This window comes from Gilliamella sp. wkB171 (assembly GCF_001693755.1).
GTDB classification, from domain to species: domain Bacteria; phylum Pseudomonadota; class Gammaproteobacteria; order Enterobacterales; family Orbaceae; genus Gilliamella; species Gilliamella apicola_F.
In genome coordinates this window covers 180,221-198,428 of the sequence record NZ_LYST01000039.1, presented here as the reverse complement: position 1 = coordinate 198,428, position 18,208 = coordinate 180,221, and the positions used below count along the sequence as shown (strand labels likewise).

21 protein-coding genes are annotated in these 18,208 nt (G+C 35.7%); 9 read left to right on the top strand and 12 right to left on the bottom strand.

All coding sequences use genetic code 11. The features are described from left to right. Positions 1-2: 2 nt before the first annotated feature. The 8 genes from A9G03_RS05895 to nlpD all read right to left on the bottom strand — a co-directional run bounded on the left by A9G03_RS05895 (position 3) and on the right by nlpD (position 7,590). Positions 3-821, bottom strand: coding sequence for a MetQ/NlpA family ABC transporter substrate-binding protein (locus tag A9G03_RS05895; protein ID WP_065634051.1), 819 nt, complete (start codon positions 819-821; stop codon positions 3-5). Beyond that, positions 806-1,981, bottom strand: coding sequence for a pyridoxal phosphate-dependent aminotransferase (locus A9G03_RS05890; protein WP_065634050.1), 1,176 nt, complete (start codon positions 1,979-1,981; stop codon positions 806-808). The genes A9G03_RS05895 and A9G03_RS05890 overlap by 16 nt, the downstream gene beginning before the upstream one ends. Before the next feature lie 259 nt (positions 1,982-2,240). Then, positions 2,241-2,690 carry a pyridoxamine 5'-phosphate oxidase family protein gene (locus A9G03_RS05885; RefSeq protein ID WP_082209408.1) on the bottom strand — a complete coding sequence of 150 codons (450 nt, stop codon included), beginning with the start codon at positions 2,688-2,690 and terminating at the stop codon, positions 2,241-2,243. Position 2,691: 1 nt separating this feature from the next. Next, positions 2,692-3,288 carry a UbiX family flavin prenyltransferase gene (locus A9G03_RS05880; RefSeq protein WP_065633377.1) on the bottom strand — a complete coding sequence of 199 codons (597 nt, stop codon included), beginning with the start codon at positions 3,286-3,288 and terminating at the stop codon, positions 2,692-2,694. 263 nt (positions 3,289-3,551) lie between these two features. Continuing rightward, positions 3,552-4,760 carry an aldose 1-epimerase family protein gene (locus tag A9G03_RS05875; protein ID WP_065798676.1) on the bottom strand — a complete coding sequence of 403 codons (1,209 nt, stop codon included), beginning with the start codon at positions 4,758-4,760 and terminating at the stop codon, positions 3,552-3,554. A 169-nt stretch (positions 4,761-4,929) separates the two neighbouring features. Beyond that, positions 4,930-5,508 (bottom strand): thymidine kinase, encoded by a 579-nt coding sequence (locus A9G03_RS05870; RefSeq protein ID WP_065798675.1) that lies wholly within the window; start codon positions 5,506-5,508, stop codon positions 4,930-4,932. Between the two features lie 105 nt (positions 5,509-5,613). After that, a complete protein-coding gene (gpmA, locus tag A9G03_RS05865) occupies positions 5,614-6,366 on the bottom strand; it encodes a 2,3-diphosphoglycerate-dependent phosphoglycerate mutase (protein ID WP_065633380.1) in 753 nt (250 codons plus the stop codon). 117 nt (positions 6,367-6,483) lie between these two features. Next, positions 6,484-7,590, bottom strand: coding sequence for a murein hydrolase activator NlpD (gene nlpD, locus A9G03_RS05860; protein WP_218837096.1), 1,107 nt, complete (start codon positions 7,588-7,590; stop codon positions 6,484-6,486). 353 nt (positions 7,591-7,943) lie between these two features. Between nlpD and rsmI the strand changes: the two genes are divergently transcribed. From rsmI to moeA, 3 genes are all read left to right on the top strand, one after another. After that, complete coding sequence (gene rsmI, locus A9G03_RS05855; protein WP_065633382.1) at positions 7,944-8,771, top strand: 16S rRNA (cytidine(1402)-2'-O)-methyltransferase; 828 nt, start codon at positions 7,944-7,946, stop codon at positions 8,769-8,771. A gap of 185 nt (positions 8,772-8,956) precedes the next feature. After that, on the top strand, positions 8,957-10,048 hold the full coding sequence (gene ychF, locus A9G03_RS05850) for a redox-regulated ATPase YchF (protein ID WP_065798673.1): 1,092 nt from the start codon (positions 8,957-8,959) through the stop codon (positions 10,046-10,048). Positions 10,049-10,203: 155 nt separating this feature from the next. After that, the gene (gene moeA / locus A9G03_RS05845) at positions 10,204-11,430 is read left to right on the top strand and encodes a molybdopterin molybdotransferase MoeA (RefSeq protein WP_065798672.1); all 1,227 of its coding nucleotides are present in this window, start codon (positions 10,204-10,206) and stop codon (positions 11,428-11,430) included. Here moeA and A9G03_RS05840 read toward each other — a convergent pair. From A9G03_RS05840 to folB, 4 genes are all read right to left on the bottom strand, one after another. Further along, complete coding sequence (locus A9G03_RS05840; RefSeq protein ID WP_065633385.1) at positions 11,422-11,850, bottom strand: EamA family transporter; 429 nt, start codon at positions 11,848-11,850, stop codon at positions 11,422-11,424. The genes moeA and A9G03_RS05840 overlap by 9 nt on opposite strands. Before the next feature lies 1 nt (position 11,851). Next, a complete protein-coding gene (locus A9G03_RS05835) occupies positions 11,852-12,058 on the bottom strand; it encodes a hypothetical protein (protein ID WP_065633386.1) in 207 nt (68 codons plus the stop codon). Between the two features lie 64 nt (positions 12,059-12,122). Continuing rightward, complete coding sequence (locus A9G03_RS05830; protein WP_065798671.1) at positions 12,123-13,115, bottom strand: MBL fold metallo-hydrolase; 993 nt, start codon at positions 13,113-13,115, stop codon at positions 12,123-12,125. Positions 13,116-13,137: 22 nt separating this feature from the next. After that, the gene (gene folB, locus A9G03_RS05825) at positions 13,138-13,509 is read right to left on the bottom strand and encodes a dihydroneopterin aldolase (protein WP_065798670.1); all 372 of its coding nucleotides are present in this window, start codon (positions 13,507-13,509) and stop codon (positions 13,138-13,140) included. Positions 13,510-13,610: 101 nt separating this feature from the next. On the opposite strand from folB, the gene rsmE reads away from it, so the two are divergent. From rsmE to purM, 6 genes are all read left to right on the top strand, one after another. Next, positions 13,611-14,336 (top strand): 16S rRNA (uracil(1498)-N(3))-methyltransferase, encoded by a 726-nt coding sequence (gene rsmE / locus A9G03_RS05820; protein ID WP_065798669.1) that lies wholly within the window; start codon positions 13,611-13,613, stop codon positions 14,334-14,336. 194 nt (positions 14,337-14,530) lie between these two features. Beyond that, positions 14,531-15,481, top strand: a complete 951-nt coding sequence (gene gshB, locus A9G03_RS05815; protein ID WP_065798668.1) for a glutathione synthase — start codon at positions 14,531-14,533, stop codon at positions 15,479-15,481. A 9-nt stretch (positions 15,482-15,490) separates the two neighbouring features. Next, complete coding sequence (locus A9G03_RS05810; protein WP_065798667.1) at positions 15,491-15,943, top strand: GNAT family N-acetyltransferase; 453 nt, start codon at positions 15,491-15,493, stop codon at positions 15,941-15,943. 19 nt (positions 15,944-15,962) lie between these two features. Next, the gene (locus tag A9G03_RS05805) at positions 15,963-16,520 is read left to right on the top strand and encodes a YqgE/AlgH family protein (RefSeq protein ID WP_065633392.1); all 558 of its coding nucleotides are present in this window, start codon (positions 15,963-15,965) and stop codon (positions 16,518-16,520) included. Between the two features lie 3 nt (positions 16,521-16,523). Next, positions 16,524-16,934 carry a Holliday junction resolvase RuvX gene (gene ruvX / locus A9G03_RS05800; RefSeq protein WP_065633393.1) on the top strand — a complete coding sequence of 137 codons (411 nt, stop codon included), beginning with the start codon at positions 16,524-16,526 and terminating at the stop codon, positions 16,932-16,934. A gap of 100 nt (positions 16,935-17,034) precedes the next feature. Next, positions 17,035-18,072 (top strand): phosphoribosylformylglycinamidine cyclo-ligase, encoded by a 1,038-nt coding sequence (purM, locus tag A9G03_RS05795; RefSeq protein ID WP_065633394.1) that lies wholly within the window; start codon positions 17,035-17,037, stop codon positions 18,070-18,072. Positions 18,073-18,208: the final 136 nt, after the last annotated feature.

Genomic DNA, 18,208 nt, shown 5'->3' with positions numbered 1-18,208 from the left:
AATTAAAATAATTGATAGTCAGGTTTTTGGAAAGTATAAAAAATACCATTTTTATCTTCGATCACTTGCGCAAATTCAGGTGATTTAAGTACATCAATAATGTCCTTACCTAAAGTATCTTTAGATGAACTACGAATGGCAATAACATTTTTTAGATCTTTATCTAAAACTTCGGTATAAAGTGCTTTAGACAAATCTAAACCGGCACCAATAGCATAGTTACCATTGACAACCGACAATACCGCACTATCTAAAGAGCGAGGTGTTTGTGGTGCTTCAATTGGTACAATATTTAAACCATAAGGATTTTCAATAATGTTATTAGGTGTAAGATTATTTTTATCTACAGTTGGATCGAGTTTAATAAGGCCTGCGGCTTGCAAAATTCTCAATGCTCGCGCTTCATTAGTGACATCATTAGCAATAGTGACTTGATCACCTTTTTTTAATTGAGAAAAATCGGTAATTTTATTAGAAAAAATACCCGCACCAGCGGTAGGCACAAAGCCTATTGCGATAATATCTAAATTGCGTGCCTGTTTAAAATTATTCAAATAAGTGAGATGTTGAAATAAATTAGCATCAATTTCTTTATTAGCTAACGCCAAGTTAGGTTGTACATAATCACTAAACTCACGAATTTCAACACTATAACCTTTCTTTTCTAGTCCTGGTGCAATCGCTTGTTTAAACATATCGCCATAAGGTCCGGCAGCAACACCGACAACAATATGATTCTCTTTTTTAGTATCATCACAACCGGTCAGCAAAGTGAATGTTGATAAAATAGCAAAACTTAATGCAATTAATTTTTTAAACATGATAATTTTTCCTTAAATTTGGATAATCTTTGTAAAGCTGCAATCAGCGTTTGTTCTTGTTTAGCAAAATGAAAACGAATATATCGATACTCAGGATGTTTGAAAAATGCGGATCCCGGTACAGCTGCTACACCTACTTCTTTAATTAACCATTCACAAAATTCAAAATCAGTTTTAAATGGGTTAAAAGCCGAAATATCAACCAAGACATAATATGCGCCTTGTGGCTCATAATAAGATAGACCTATTTTATCTAAACCTTGCAAAAACAGTTGACGTTTTTCAGTATAGGTTTGAGTTAATTGTCGATAGTAATCATCACCCAATGATAACCCAGCGCAAGCCGCTTTTTGTAATGGTGCAGCGGCGCCAACAGTTAAAAAGTCATGGATCATTTTACAGCCATCAATGATAGTTTTATCTGCAATAATATAACCAAGGCGCCAACCTGTAATCGAATACGTTTTTGATAATGAACTACAGCTAATAGTACGCTCTTTCATACCGGGGAAATTGGCTAAATAAAGGTGCTTGTGCGGGGCATAAACCATATGTTCATACACTTCATCAGTAATAACATAAGCATCAAATTCGATGGCTAATTGACTGATATAGTCAAGTTCAGCTTTAGTAAAAACTTTACCGCAAGGATTACTTGGATTACATAAGATTAAAGCTTTTGCACCTTGTTCAAAAGCTTGTCTAAGCTGCTGTTTATCAAACTCAAATGTAGGTGGAATGAGTGGTACATATATTGGCGTAGCATCAGATAAAATCGCATCAGCACCATAATTTTCATAAAAAGGTGAAAAGATGATAACTTTATCTTTAGGATTACAAATTGTCATAACCGCACACATCATGGCTTCTGTACTGCCACAGGTCACAAGGACGTTTTCATCGGGGTTTATGTCAATGTTCATCAACTTTTGCTGCTTTTTAGCCAGTAACTGTCTAAATTCTTTTGACCCCCAAGTAATTTCATACTGGTGAGGACCTTGCTCTGCAGCCTGCTTAAGCGCTTGTATCAATTCTTTTGGTGGATCAAAATCAGGAAATCCTTGTGATAAATTGATAGCTTGATATTCATTAGCAATTCTGGTCATCCGGCGGATAACTGAATCAGAAAAGTGGTCGAGTCGGTTGGCTAATTTACGCATTTATGTTAGTGATGAAAAAATTAAGGTGTGCAAGTATAATACAAAATAGTATTTTTCTCGTTAAATAATATATTTATATATATTTATAATTTTTTTTTATAACAAGGTTAATCTTTAAAGATTGCCAATCATCTTACTTAAACGCGGTAAATTTGAATTATGGGATAAGAATAGCGATTCAAAAAACTCAATTTGAACGAAATGAATGGATATAAAAACGGCTAAAAATAGAAAAACTGATTAACCTGACGGGAAAAGATTAGTTTCTTGTCCAAATATCTTTATGCGCAAAACCGAGTAAATTATTGGTCATTTTAATGTACTGTAATTCCAGTGACCAAATTGGCGCTTTCATTAATTTAGCAAATGGAAAAGCTTGATAATACAGTGAATAAGCATGCATAGCTTGTTGATCAGTTAGCGGTTTTGCTATTGCGACAAACTGTATACCTTGAATTTGAGCAACAGTTCTAGGCGTAATACTAATTGTACCTGCTACCTGCGGCTGGTTTAGCATTGCATTAGCATGCTGAGTTTTTAGCTCAGTGAGAAAATATAAATTCATCAACTCTTGATCAAATACATAAAAGGTATTACATGCCCAAGGTTGATTATTTGATAAAATCACACTTAACGAAAGTACATGCTGTTTTTTGATAAATTCAATGATCTTACGATTAGGTTGCATACAAAATTTGTTGTTTGTCATATCATTCAATTATTTTACTGTTGAGTTGCATATCTTCACCCCAACGAGGTAGGCATGGCATATCAATATCAAACAAGTCTAAGGCTCTTGCAACACTATGCGTTATCATATCATCAACACTTTCAATATGTTGATATAAGGCAGGAACAGGTGGAAAAATAATTCCCCCCATTAATGTCACCGCTTCCATATTTTTAATATGTCCTAGATGTAATGGGGCTTCTCGCGTCATTAAGACTAAGCGACGACGCTCTTTAAGTACCACATCAGCCGCTCGAGTAAGTAAATTATCAGATAGACTATTCGCAATTGCAGATAGAGAGCGCATTGAACAGGGAGCAACTAACATACCAATAGTTTTATAAGAGCCACTGGCTATCGCTGCACCAATATTATTAATGGAATAAACACTATCTGCTAATGCTTGAATCTGTTTTATACTCATATTGGGGACTTCGTAGCTAGAGGTTATTTGTGCAGCTTTAGAAATAACAAGATGCGTTTCGATATCTAACGGTTTTAACAGTTCTAGCGCTTTAATACCATAAGCAATTCCTGTTGCACCACTAATACCAATTATTATTCGTCGGTTTGCCATTTCTATCCTTATCTTTCAGTAAAATTACATAAATAGTGAATTACTATTTTAGCACTAGCAATGTAAAATCATCGTTCAAGTTTTCAGTCATATATAGACATAATTTTACCGACTATACCTACCAATTAAAAGCGAATCAAGTATCAACCGGCAATACATTTTCAAACTACTTTTATTTAGATGATAATTTTAGAGATGAAAAACATCAAAAAATAGATAGATGAGATAGCTACCAACTGCGCGTTGGTAGCAAAATTGGTTAGTTATTCTTTGGCCATAGGTTGAGTAACAACTTGGGTTTGTTGTTCACCCTGAATTGCGTTAATTTGCGCTTCGTATTTGCTTACAGCATCTTTACCTGACAGTAAACTATACGTTAATGTAAATTCGGTACTTTGACCAGGTGTCAATTGACGAACGCGTTTTTGCTCTCGCTCTATAGTTACAGGATAGGCAAAACTGGTACCAGGCTCTAAACCAGTAACATAACCTTGTTTAAGGGTATCGGTATTTTTCCATAACGAAAGTACCGGTAATTGTTTGGTATTAAAAGCGATACCTGCTGCTTTATCTCCTGCTTTATTGGTGACCATTACTTGTGTGTGATTATTTGCATCAGCAAATGGATAAACGTTAAAGACCATTTCATCAAAACCTTTAGTTGGGCCTAAATAAGTTTGCCACGTCGCTAATCCTTCTTTTGCATAATCGTTAAAAGGTGAAATTTCTTTAACTGGCGCAACAAATCTAGCGCCTTCTTCAAGAATTGGCGTACCAAAGTTGCTATGATAAATGATTTGATAATCGCGGGTATAATCACTCTTATTTGTAACGACATCATGTACGGTAAAATCATTACTTCCTGGCACATAGCTAAGTGATGCCCACGTTTCTAAATGACTTTTTTTGAATGTGTTTTCTTTTATCAGACCTTTAATATTAATAGTATACGGCGCTTTATCTTCGATTGTGACAATTAATTTTGATACAGGCGTATTTTGTGCTCGTCCGTGAAGCGTATACATCATGCCATCGGCTTGAACGGCATGTCCAGTCCATTCAAAACCACAACGAACCATCATTTCGTTAAAGCCATCTAACCAACCGATGCCACCGCGACTTTCTAAATTGATAAATTTAGGGTTAACAACTTCATTAACAGGCGAATCCCAGCCTAAACGAATCCCCTCACCTTCTACCGATAAAATACCTAAGCCACGCGTAGGAATTAATTTAATAGTCAAAACATCACTTGTTATTGTTAGTAATTCAGTTCCTTCTTGTTTACCGCCTTTAAGCACCGTGTTTTGAATAGTAAATTTTTCATTTTTTACACCCAAATCTTTGCTAGAAATCGACCAGTTACCTTCTGCAATACCTTTTTCGTTATCGATTAAGACAAACTCTTTTGCACTGGCATTATAGCTAAGCAGACCAAGTAATAGAGCAGATGAAACAATTTTGATTTTCATAGTGATTCCTTATAATGAATAAAACGAAACTGAATCGGTTCAGTTAATATGACACAAAATTAAAGGAATCAATAAAACAATATCGTAAAAATGAGAAGTCATTCACATTTTTTTCAAATCAAATAACGTTAGACAAAGTTATACACACATACAGTAAAACTTGCTGAAATTAGCTTTTTGGCCTAACTTGACCTGCTTTCCAATGTTTACGACAAACTGAATGGAACTCACTATCGCCAAGATGAATTGAATTACCAAATTTAACAATTTTACCATCTTGTCCTTCTAGCAAATTCATTGTTGCTTTTTTACCACACCAACAAACAGTTTTTAATTCGCGAAAATTATCGGCAATTTCAAGTAAGGTTTTTGAGCCTTCAAATAAATGTCCCATATAATCGGTTTTTAAGCCAAAAAACATCATAGGTACACAATATTCATCACAGACATCCGATAGTTTCCATATAGTACTTTTAGATAAAAACTGGCTTTCATCAATCAATATACAGGCATAATTATTTTTTTTGATAAGTGCAATGATCTCATCAACACTATTATCGTCAAGCAATAATGCTTTTTTACGTAACCCTAATCGCGATACAATTTCTACCGCGGAATCACGTGTATCAACAGACGACTTAAGTAATAAAGTCTGCATGTTGTTACTTAAATAATTATGATCTATTTGTAATAGCTCGGTTGATTTTCCCGCATTCATCACGGCATAAATATAGTATATTTTCGACAAAATAAGACTCTCAAGAAGTAAAGTGAAATAGATAAAAAAGAGATTGTTAAGATAATAAAAAGGTAAGTACTATACCTACCTTTTTAAGTATAAATTAAATATTAATTATTTAGCTTTACCTTGATTTGCAACCGCTGCTTGTTTTGCAGCAATTTCATCAGCATTACCTAAATAATAGTGTTTAACAACTTTCATATTGTCATCAAATTCATACACTAACGGCACACCAGTTGGGATGTTTAGTTCAATAATGTCATCATCACTGATGTTATCAAGGTGTTTGACTAATGCTCGTAAAGAGTTACCGTGCGCTGCAATAATCACACGCTCACCTTTAGCAACACGTGGTGCAATAGTTGATTCCCAATAAGGAAGCACACGTTTAATCGTTAATGCAAGGCTTTCTGTTAATGGTAATTCTGATTCAGGTAATTTGCTGTAACGTGAATCATGTCCAGGAAAACGTTCATCTGATTTTTCAAGTGCTGGAGGCGTAATTGCAAAACCACGACGCCACAATTTGACTTGTTCATCACCATATTTAGCCGCTGTTTCTGCTTTATTTAAACCTTGTAATGCACCATAGTGACGTTCATTAAGCTTCCAGTTTTTTTCAACCGGTAACCATGCTTGATCAACTGCATCTAAAACATGCCATAAAGTATGGATTGCGCGTTTTAAAACAGATGTATAAGCAAAATCAAAAGTAAACCCTTCTTTTTTTAGAAGTTGTCCAGCTTCAGCTGCTTCTTTTTTACCTTTCTCAGATAAATCAACATCTGTCCAACCACAAAAACGGTTTTCTTGATTCCAAACACTTTCTCCGTGTCGAATAAGCACTAATTTTTTTACTGCCATGAGTATAGCTCCTTTGTTTCGTAGAATAAAATGGTTAAATTTATATTCATAATAATGCACGGAACACACCGTGCATTATGCGTTTTATGCCTCAATAAATCTTACATAAAACTTTAATTATTTTGATAAGTATTTCAATGGATCAACAGATTGCGCTTTATAGCGGATTTCAAAATGCAGTCTTACCGATGAAGTCCCTGTTGCACCCATTGTGGCAATTTGTTCACCTGCTCTCACTGCTTGTTGTTCTTTTACTAAAATTGATTGGTTATGTGCATAGGCAGTTAAATAGTCATCATTGTGTTTAATGATGATTAAATTACCATAACCGGGTAAAGCATTACCTGAGTAAACAACACGACCGTCAGCGGCAGCAACAACTTTGTCACCTAATGAACCAGCAATATCAATACCTTTGCTTGCATTAGAGAATTTTTCAATAATCTTACCTTTTGCTGGCCATTGCCACGCAATATTCGCCACATTTGACACTGGCGAGGTTGGTAAAAATGTGTTAGCTGAACTACTCGCACTGATGTTAGGGCTAGGCGTATTATTGAGTGGCTCAGTCACTGTTTCAGTTTTTTGAGTAGTTTTAGGTGGTTGGTTATTACCAGATGTTGTAGTTGTCGTGGTAGTGGTTGTTGTCATTACCGGTTTAGTTTTGGCTTGTGCTGCTGCGGTAGTCTTATCATCATCCATATAAACCATAGAAGGAGTATGATTAGATGTTGTCTTTTGTGTTTGTGTTACAACTGTTGTGCCGCCACTCACATCGAGTACTTGCCCAACATTGACAGCATAAGGCTCTTTAATATTATTTTTAGCTGCTAAAGATCGGAAATCATTCCCCGTTACCCATGCAATATAAAATAGTGTATCACCACGTTTAACTGTATAGGTATCGCCTTTGTAACCACCTTTAGGAATTTCATCATAATTACGGTTATAAACGGTTCGTTCATTAGTCGTTAAAACATTATTATGAACACTAGTTGTGGTTGTAGTAACAGGTCTTGATGAAGGCGTCGAATAAGTTGTTGGAGAACTCACAGGCGTTGATATTCTACCACCGGTTGAAATATTAGCTGGTGGTTTTTTATAACCCTGTGTCACACCATTACTTGATGATGAATCAGAAATATCTTCAATTTCAGCAGGATTTGACTGTGTACAAGCCACAATCAATAAACTTAAACAACTTAATGTAAGAATCTTTTTCAAAGCAACACCCTTCATTCATATATTTTTTATGTGCATATTTTATCGCTTTTATCGTAAAAAGCTATTATATTGATTATTTATTATGCTGTTCCAATGTCATAATCAAAGTAGTGAATATTGTTCGATTTAATTTCTACTTTCTAGCTATTAATTTAGCACAAAAATACCATTTGTTGTTCAACAATATCGTTGATTGCCCTACATATGATTAATATCTTACCAACATTGAATTAATCAATTATTCGATCCTAAATAGGATTTATTTTGAAAGTGGTGAGTATATACAATAAAATGCTAGTTCGTATAGTATATTTATCGTATTTTTCAACCAAAATTGAATGTGACTTAACATAATGACTCTATATATTGTTGCAACCCCTATCGGTAATCTGGATGATATTACCCTAAGAGCAATTGAAACACTTAAAAGTGTTGATCTTATTGCAGCTGAAGACACCCGCCATAGTGGTTTACTTTTACAACATTTAGCGATTAAAGCTAAACTGTTTTCTTTACACGATCATAATGAACAGCAAAAAGCCCAAATTTTGATTGAAAAACTTAAATCAGGAATATCCATCGCATTAATATCCGATGCGGGTACACCGTTAATTAATGACCCAGGCTATCATTTAGTTAAAGCTTGTCGTGAAAATGATATTAAAGTCGTGCCTATTCCTGGCGCTTGTGCAGCAATCGCTGCGCTCTCGGTTGCAGGTCTTCCTTCTGATAAATTCAGTTATGAAGGATTTTTACCGGCTAAAACGAAAGCACGGCAAGATAGTTTGGTTAAATTAGTTAATCAATCACACACAATGATTTTTTATGAATCGACGCATCGCTTGTTAGATACATTACACGATATGCAAACTGTATTTGGTCATGAAAGAATGATTGTGCTTGCCAAAGAACTGACTAAAACTTGGGAAACCATAGTCAGTTACCCTATTGCAGAGTTAATTAATTGGTTGAATGAAGATACTAATCGTCAAAAAGGTGAATTTGTTTTGATTGTTGAAGGTCACACTAAAAGCGATGAGGATATCGATGAAAACGTGATTAATACCTTAAAATTATTGCAAAAAGAGTTACCGCTAAAAAAAGCAGCTGCCATAACAGCTGAAATTTATGGGCTTAAAAAAAATCAACTTTATCAACTCGGTTTAACTGTTGAGAATTAACCATAAACAAATAGCGATATAGGTCTTGCTTGTTGCAATCAACTAAAGCACGGTTATTAAATAAACCTGCGAATAATTTTGTTAACTTTGCATTCAACACTAAGAACATTGGCACAATCGGCACGATTTAGTATATAATTAGCCTCTATTTTCAAGCTATTTTAGAATAAAAGGTAATTAAAAGTATGGGATTTAAATGTGGTATTGTCGGACTACCAAATGTTGGCAAGTCAACTCTTTTTAACGCATTAACTAAAGCAGGTATTGAAGCAGCTAACTTTCCATTTTGTACAATTGAACCCAATACTGGTGTTGTACCTATGCCCGATCCACGTTTAGATGAATTGGCTAAAATTGTTAAACCACAGCGCACTTTACCCACAACGATGGAGTTTGTTGACATTGCCGGTTTAGTGAAAGGCGCATCAAAAGGTGAAGGTTTGGGTAATCAATTTTTAGCTAACATTCGCGAAACTGAAGCTATTGGTCATGTCGTTCGTTGTTTTGAAAACGACAATATTATCCATGTTGCTGGTAAGATTGATCCCGCAGAAGATATCGAAATTATCAATACTGAACTAGCACTTTCCGATCTTGAAGCCTGTGAACGTGCGATAACTCGTGTACAAAAACGAGCTAAAGGCGGTGATAAAGAGGCCAAATTTGAGTTAGAAATCCTTGAAAAATGTTTACCACATTTAGAGCAAGGGAAAAAATTATTACTTTTAGACTTAAGTAAAGAAGAACTCGAAGCGATTAAATACCTAAGTTTTTTAACGTTAAAACCAACTATGTACATTGCTAATGTAAATGAAGATGGTTTTGAAAATAACCCGTATTTAGAAAAAGTTAAAGCTATAGCTGCTCAAGAAAAATCAGTAGTGGTACCGGTCTGTGCAGCTATTGAAGCAGAATTAGCCGAACTTGATGATGCCGATCGTGATGAATTTATGCAAGACCTTGGTTTAACTGAACCAGGGCTTAATCGAGTCATTCGCGCAGGCTACAGCTTACTTAATTTACAAACCTATTTTACAGCGGGTGTTAAAGAAGTTCGTGCATGGACGATTTCGGTCGGGGATACCGCCCCACAAGCAGCCGGTAAAATTCATACCGACTTTGAAAAAGGCTTTATTCGCGCACAAACTATCGCTTTTGATGATTTTATTAAATATGGTGGTGAACAAGGCGCAAAAGAAGCAGGTAAAATGCGCTCTGAAGGTAAAGATTATATCGTACAAGATGGTGACATTATGAATTTCTTATTTAATGTCTAATCCTGCTTATATCGTCGCCATTAGGCGGCGATTTGTTAAACGAATTTAACCATAAATTGATAACAAATCATGTTTTATTAAAAGCTATTTACTAGTTAACTCTACTTGTTAGTTATAACAAAATGGATTTTTAAATTTAAGCAAGGCTCATTTTTATGCTACTCACTTTTGAACAAGCCAAACAAAAAATTCTGCAAGCCATATCATCCGTAAAATTACCCAATTGTGAGCAAGTGAGTTTGCTTGACTCCCTCGATCGGATAACGGCAAAACCGGTAATATCGCCAATGAATGTGCCAAGCTTTGATAATTCAGCCATGGATGGTTATGCGGTAAGATTATCAGATATTAAACAGTCAAAACCTCTACCAGTAGCAGGCGTTATTTATGCAGGCGATGATATTGACAATCTTCATTGGCCAAAAGGCACATGTTTACGAATTATGACAGGTGCGGCCTTACCTAATGATGCAGATGCAGTTGTCATGCAAGAGCAAACCGAAAAATCGGATTTAGGAATTACATTTTTAAATGAAATAAAAAGCGGTGATAACATTCGTCGATGTGGAGAAGACATAAAAAAAGATGCTATCACCGTTGAGTGTGGCACTAAATTAACCATACCAACCCTATCAACCCTTGCAACGCTAGGAATTAATCAACTTACCGTATTTAAAAAATTGAAAGTAGCTATTTTTTCTACTGGTAACGAATTAACCTCTATTGGTGAGCCTTTATCTAATAACACTAGTATTTATGATAGTAACCGTTTCACCTTAAGATTATTATTACAAAAACTAAACTGCGAAATTATCGACTTAGGTATTATTCCTGACGATCCCATGCAAATCAAACAGGCGTTATCTAATGCCGCTAAACAAGCTAATTTAATCATCACAAGTGGTGGAGTATCAGTTGGTGATGCCGATTATACCAAAATGGCTTTAGAACAATTGGGCGAAATTGATTTTTGGAAAATTGCCATCAAACCCGGAAAACCCTTTGCACTAGGTAAAATTGGCGATGCATTATTTTGTGGATTACCGGGTAATCCGGTCTCAACATTAGTGACTTTTTATCAATTAGTTCAACCAATAATTTTAATGTTAAGTGGACAACAACGCTTATCGATCAATACATCTTTTACCATCAAAACTGCCTGTGATTTGAAAAAAAGTATCGGTCGAATGGATTTTCAACGCGGCAAACTATACATTGATGATCAAGGTGAGTTAGCCGTCACCACAACAGGTCAACAAGGATCACACATAACACAATCGTTCAATAGCGCTAACTGCTTTATTTTGCTTGAACAAGAACGGGGCAATGTTAAAAAAGGCGAACTTGTTACCGTTGAGCTATTTAATGCACTACTAAAATAGTGCAACTAAAATTGCACCAGCGGCAATCATTAAAACGCCGATACTGGCAAGAAAGGAAATTTTTTCACCAAATAAAATGACGGCAAAGATAACAGCAAAAACGACACTCAGCTTATCTATAGGAGCAACTTGAGATACTTTGCCCTCTTTGATTGCCATAAAATAAAACAACCAAGATAAAGCGCCAGCAATACCACTAAGTGCAATGATGAATAACGCTTTTTTGTCGTTCAAAAAAGTACTAATCAAGTTCAGTTTACCTTGTACTACCACAACGCCCACTAAGAAGATAGCCATTACAATTGCACGAATAGCAGTTGCGGTGTTGGCATCAAGATGCTGTAAACCAATTTTACCTAAAATAGCGACAAAAGCAGCCGAAATTGCCGACAATAATGCATAAATGAGCCAAGCACTCATATTAATACCTATCTATTTGAAACAAATATTGTTGATTATTACCGTTAGTTTCACACTGTTGTGATTTATTCATCACACCACGGCAATCTTCTAAAACGCCATGTGCTTTTGACCAATGGTATTTTTTGCCTTCATCATTTTTGCCACCACAACCAACTAAAGTTAAACTCATTACTAAGCAGGACAATGCAATAAGATTAGATTTCATATGTTTCCTCAATATTCTAGGCCAATGGCTTTTTTTAATTTATTCATATTATTGTTGATTAATATTATTTTAATTCATAATTCTCGGGATTAATAGCTAAACTACCGCCTATTTTCAATAAATAAAACTGACGCGAGTGCTTAAGTGAGCTTAATAATTCAGGAGGCTCATCTAATGGATCATCGGCTAATTCAAATGTTCCCCAATGAATAGCTATGGCAGATTGACAATTAAGTTCATCATATAACTGCACTGCTTGCGCTGGATCGATATGCTGTGATTGCATAAACCACCTTGGCGCATAAGCACCTATTGGAATTAAGGCTAAATCAATTTTGCTAAAACGTTCATTAATTTTTTTTAAACTGGGTGAATATCCGGTATCGCCCATAAAATAAACTGTCTTAGTTAAGCCATCACAATTAGACTGCATCATCCAACCACACCATAATACTTTATTGGTATCAACTAGGCCTCGCTTACTCCAATGCTGAGCCGGCGTAGCAGTAAACGTAATATCATTGATATTAATTGATTCCCACCAATCCAATTCTATTACATTCTTTGCTCCCCATTTGATTAATTTAGTTTTCAATCCTAACGGAACAAGCAGGGTAACATTAGCAAACCGTACAATAAGCTTTTTTATACTAGTAAAATCTAGATGATCATAATGATTATGCGAAATAACAATAAAATCAAGCTGAGAAAGCTTATCAATACTTATTGCAGCTTGGGTTAAACGTTTAGGTCCCATCCATTGTAAAGGTGATGCTCGCTGTGAAAAAATAGGATCAGTCAATATTATTTTGTTATTTAAGCGAATTAATGTTGTTGAATGCCCTATCCACCATACGCGGTCACCGCTCAACGTTAAATCTATATTTTCACACCACGTTTGTCTAAATGCATCGTACCCCATTTTTGGTGGTAAAACTTTTCGTTGTCGATGCCAACGCCAAATATCCCGTAATTTTATTTTAAATGGTTGTTCATTTTGAAAACCTTTTGCGGTTCGATGGCATTGATTAGAAATGGCATCATGTATATTGTTCATAATAAAATCTATACTTATGTTATTAAAAACGAGATGTCCGTTCAATCACAACCGCTACATTAGTTGCATTGGCAATTGCGCTTGGTTTGGAGACTTTGACTTTTATCCATTTAACAGCAAATTGCTGGATGATTAATTGTGCAACACGCTCAGCAACACCTTCAATTAATTCAAATGCGGTTGAAGTGATAAAATTTGTTACAGCTTGACTCACTTTAAAGTAATCCAAACAAAGTGCAACATCATCATTTTCGCCAGCAGGTTGATTATCCCACGCCATTTCTAGATCAAGTATTAGTTTTTGTTTGATGGTTTTTTCCCACTCATATACGCCAATCGTTGCTAATGTGGTTAATCCTTCAATCAATACCCTATCTTTGCTCTGTACACTCATTATCTCAAATTCCGAAAGCTTAATTGCGTAAAAATAGAGATTACCGAATATTGAGAATTTACGCTATAATTTATTGCAAATAATATTAAATAACGAACATTATGACCCGAATTTTTCAACCTTACCCTCTAGCCCAAAATAGCCTAATAGAATTAAATAATGACGCGTTCAATCATCTTATTCGTGTTTTAAGAATGAAAGTCGGTGAAGAGATTACCCTTTTTGATGGTTCAAACCATATTTTGCCCGCCATCATACACGAGATTAATAAAAAATCTGTAAAGGTAACAACAAAAGCTTTGATTTTAGATGATCGTGAATCACCATTAAATATCCATTTAGGGCAAGTCATGTCTCGTGGCGAAAAAATGGAGTTTACTATCCAAAAATCAGTCGAACTAGGTGTTGCAAGTATTACACCTTTACTTTCTGAACGTTGTGGAGTCAAACTCGATGAAGAACGGCTGGAAAAAAAAGTCCAACAATGGCAAAAAATCGTGATTTCTGCTTGTGAACAATGTGGACGTAATATCATTCCTAAAATAAATCCAGTTATGAAATTAGAAAATTGGTGTGCAAATTTAACTGACGGGCTAAAACTTAATCTTCACCCTAAAGCTAAGCAAGGTATTAACCAATTATCTTGCGAACATAACACCCTTAATCTACTTATTGGTCCTGAAGGTGGGCTTTCAGATGACGAAATAAATTTGACTCATCAATATCATTTTACTGACCTATTACTCGGTCCACGAGTTTTACGCACCGAAACAGCGGCGCTAACAGCCATAACAGCATTACAAGTTCGTTTTGGTGATCTGGGATAATCAATAAAAAAGCGTGATAATAAATGTTTATTTGCATCTCATTGAGTAACGAGTATGATAGTTGCCAGCATATTTAAATGCTATTTTATAACACCATTTATCAATAATGTTTCAAACATACCTTATAAACGGTATAAAATCGCACAACGTAATATCGTATTAGTAAAACCAATAAAAATCAGTAAGGAGTTACCATGATTAAGCTTGGTATTGTAATGGATCCAATTAGCCAAATAAAAATAAAAAAAGACACCAGTTTTGCCATGTTACATGAAGCACAAAAACGAGGCTACCAACTTTTTTATATGGAGATGAACGACCTGTTCTTACTAAACGGTGAAGCTTATGCAACCACTCGTACTTTAACCGTTCATAACGACTATTCTCACTGGTTTGATATGGGAGATGAACAAACTCTGCCATTAAGTGAACTCGACGTAATATTGATGCGAAAAGACCCACCATTTGATACTGAATTTATCTATGCAACTTATATTCTCGAACGGGCTGAAGCAAAAGGTGTACTGGTAGTAAATAAACCACAAAGTTTGCGAGATTGTAATGAAAAGTTATTCACTGCGTGGTTTGCTGAATTTACGCCAAAAACACTCGTTACCCGTCAAACCAATCAACTAAAATCGTTTTATCAAGAATACGGCGATATTATTTTAAAGCCCCTTGATGGTATGGGCGGTGCCTCGATTTTCAGAATAAAAGCGGGCGATCCTAATGTCTCGGTAATTATTGAAACACTTACAGAACATAATAGCCGTTACTGCATGGCTCAAACCTACATACCGGCTATTAAAGACGGTGATAAACGAGTTTTAGTTGTCGACGGTGAACCCGTTCCTTATTGTTTAGCCAGAATCCCGCAAAAAGGCGAAACCAGAGGTAATCTTGCTGCCGGTGGACATGGGGAAGTTAGAGCATTGAGTGAAAGTGATTGGCAGATTGCTAAAAGCATCGCTCCAGTTTTAAAACAAAAAGGTTTACTATTTGTTGGTTTAGATATTATTGGTGATAAACTAACTGAAATCAATGTCACAAGTCCAACATGTGTACGTGAGATTGAAGCTGAAAACCCAGAACTTTCTATTACCGGTATGTTAATGGATGCGATTGAACGTCGATTAAATAAGTAGAGCAAAAAAATGATTAGAGAATTTCAAAGTAAAGATTTAGATACAGTGATGAATATATGGCTTGAAGGAAACCAACAAGCACATAGCTTTATTGATCCGCAATTTTTTAAACAAAATTATGATATTGTCAAAATGTTAATTCCGATGTCAACGGTCTATGTACAAGATCTTAACGGTGTTAAAGGTTTCATTGGCGTAACCGAAAATTACATCTCGGGTCTATTTGTTGTACCTGAATATCGTGGACAAGGCATTGGTAAAGCGCTAGTTGAAAAAGCTAAGCAACGCCATAGTGAGTTACTAGTACATGTTTATAAAAAAAATAGTTCTGCAATTAACTTTTTTTTATCGCAACAATTTGAAATTATCAACGAATCAATCAATGAAGAGAGTAACGAGCCTGAATTATTGATGCGTTGTGATATCCAACATCATGTAAAAATTGGCAAATGTGCATTATAAATTATAGAAATGTGAGCATATGAATCTAAAAAATCATTTTATTGTGGCAATGCCAACTATCAATGATCCAACATTTAGCCGATCTGTTGTATATATTTGCGAACATAATCGTGATGGGGCAATGGGGATTGTTATTAATAAACCAATACAAGATCTTAATGTAGCCGCAGTATTAACTCGACTTGAAATTACTGCAAGTAAAAACTGTGCTGAACTTGAACATCCTGTTTTCGCTGGTGGACCTATCGCTGAAGAACAAGGTTTTATTTTGCATACCCCCCAGCAAGGCTTCGCCTCTAGCATAAAAATTTCGGATGATGTAATGATTACTACATCGCTTGATCTACTTAAATCAATCGGTTCACCCGAGCAACCTAAAGATATGTTTTTAGCGTTGGGTTATTCCGGGTGGCAGTCACTGCAATTAGAAGCTGAAGTAGCACGTAATGATTGGTTAGTGACAGATGTTGATCCAAAAATTATTTTTGAATCCGCAATTGAAGATCGTTGGCAAAAAGCAGCGCAATCACTCGGTATTAACATAAATACGATTTCGCACCAAATGGGAAATGCATAATAAATGGCAACAATAATTGCATTTGATTTTGGAACCGCGAGCATTGGCGCTGCGATTGGGCAAGATATTACCAAAACAGCAAATCCATTATGCGCTTTTAAAGCGCGTGATGGTATTCCGAATTGGCAAGCAATTGAAAAAATTTTAAATGAGTGGAAACCTGACTATTTGGTTGTAGGCTTACCACTTAACATGGATGGGACTGAACAACCGTTAACTGCTCGAGCACGTAAATTCGCTAATCGTTTGCATGGTATGTTTGGTTATCAAGTCCATCTGCAAGATGAACGGCTATCTACCGTTGAAGCTAAATCCCATATTTTTGCTTCTCGCGGTTATAAAGCTCTTGAAAAGGGGCATGTTGATGCAACATCAGCGATTATCATTCTAGAAAGTTGGTTTGAAGCCAATTAATTATGTTAATTAATTGGTTATTTCATATAATTATAGATCGCCATTCAATTGCTTCCTTGCTAAAATATCAGCAATTTTTCTATTGTAAGGATTACTTCTCGTGTCAAATAACAACTCTCTAAGTTATAAAGATGCTGGCGTTGATATTGATGCCGGTAACGAACTCGTTAATCGAATCAAATCAGTAGTAAAAGCGACTAAACGCCCAGAAGTTATGGGGGGTTTAGGCGGATTTGGTGCTCTATGTGCAATTCCGCAAAAATACAAAGAACCTATTTTAGTATCTGGAACAGATGGCGTTGGTACTAAACTCCGTCTAGCCATGGATTTAAATCGACATGACGCAATTGGCATTGATTTAGTTGCAATGTGTGTTAATGATCTTATTGTACAAGGTGCTGAGCCACTTTTTTTCCTTGATTATTATGCCACTGGTAAACTCAACGTTGATGTGGCAACTACCGTTGTAACAGGGATTGCTGAAGGGTGTAAACAAGCTGGTTGTGCATTAGTTGGCGGTGAAACAGCTGAAATGCCGGGCATGTATCATGGTAATGATTATGACTTAGCGGGATTTTGTGTTGGTGTTGTTGAAAAAACGGAAATGATTGATGGCAGCAAAGTACAAGATGGTGATGCGTTAATTGCTTTAGCATCGAGTGGGCCACACTCCAATGGCTATTCGCTGGTACGGAAGATTATCGAAGTGAGTGGGGTAAATCCAGCAAAGACACAATTAGAAGACAAAACGCTTGCCGATCACTTACTTGCACCAACAAAAATCTATGTAAAATCGATTCTAAACTTAATTGCGCAAATTGATGTGCATGCCATAGCACATATCACTGGTGGTGGATTTTGGGAAAACATTCCACGCGTTCTGCCCGATAATACTCAAGCGATAATTAATGAAAACAGTTGGCAATGGCCTGCAATCTTTAATTGGCTACAGCAGGCGGGTAATGTGGATCGTCACGAAATGTACCGAACATTTAATTGTGGAGTTGGATTGATAATCGCGCTACCCAAATCACTTGCTGATAGAGCCATTACCCTACTTAATAATCAAGGTGAAAAGGCTTGGTTACTGGGTGAAATCAAACACTCAACGTCAAACGAACGTGTAATAATAAAATAGCCAAGTGGTTAACACTATTATTATCCAACCATAAAGGTTGGATAATAATAAGTAATCGGTAGAACCTAATAGAAAAACATCTTTATTATTAGAAGATTTTATCGTTATGTTGATAAATCACTAACAGTTATTTTTT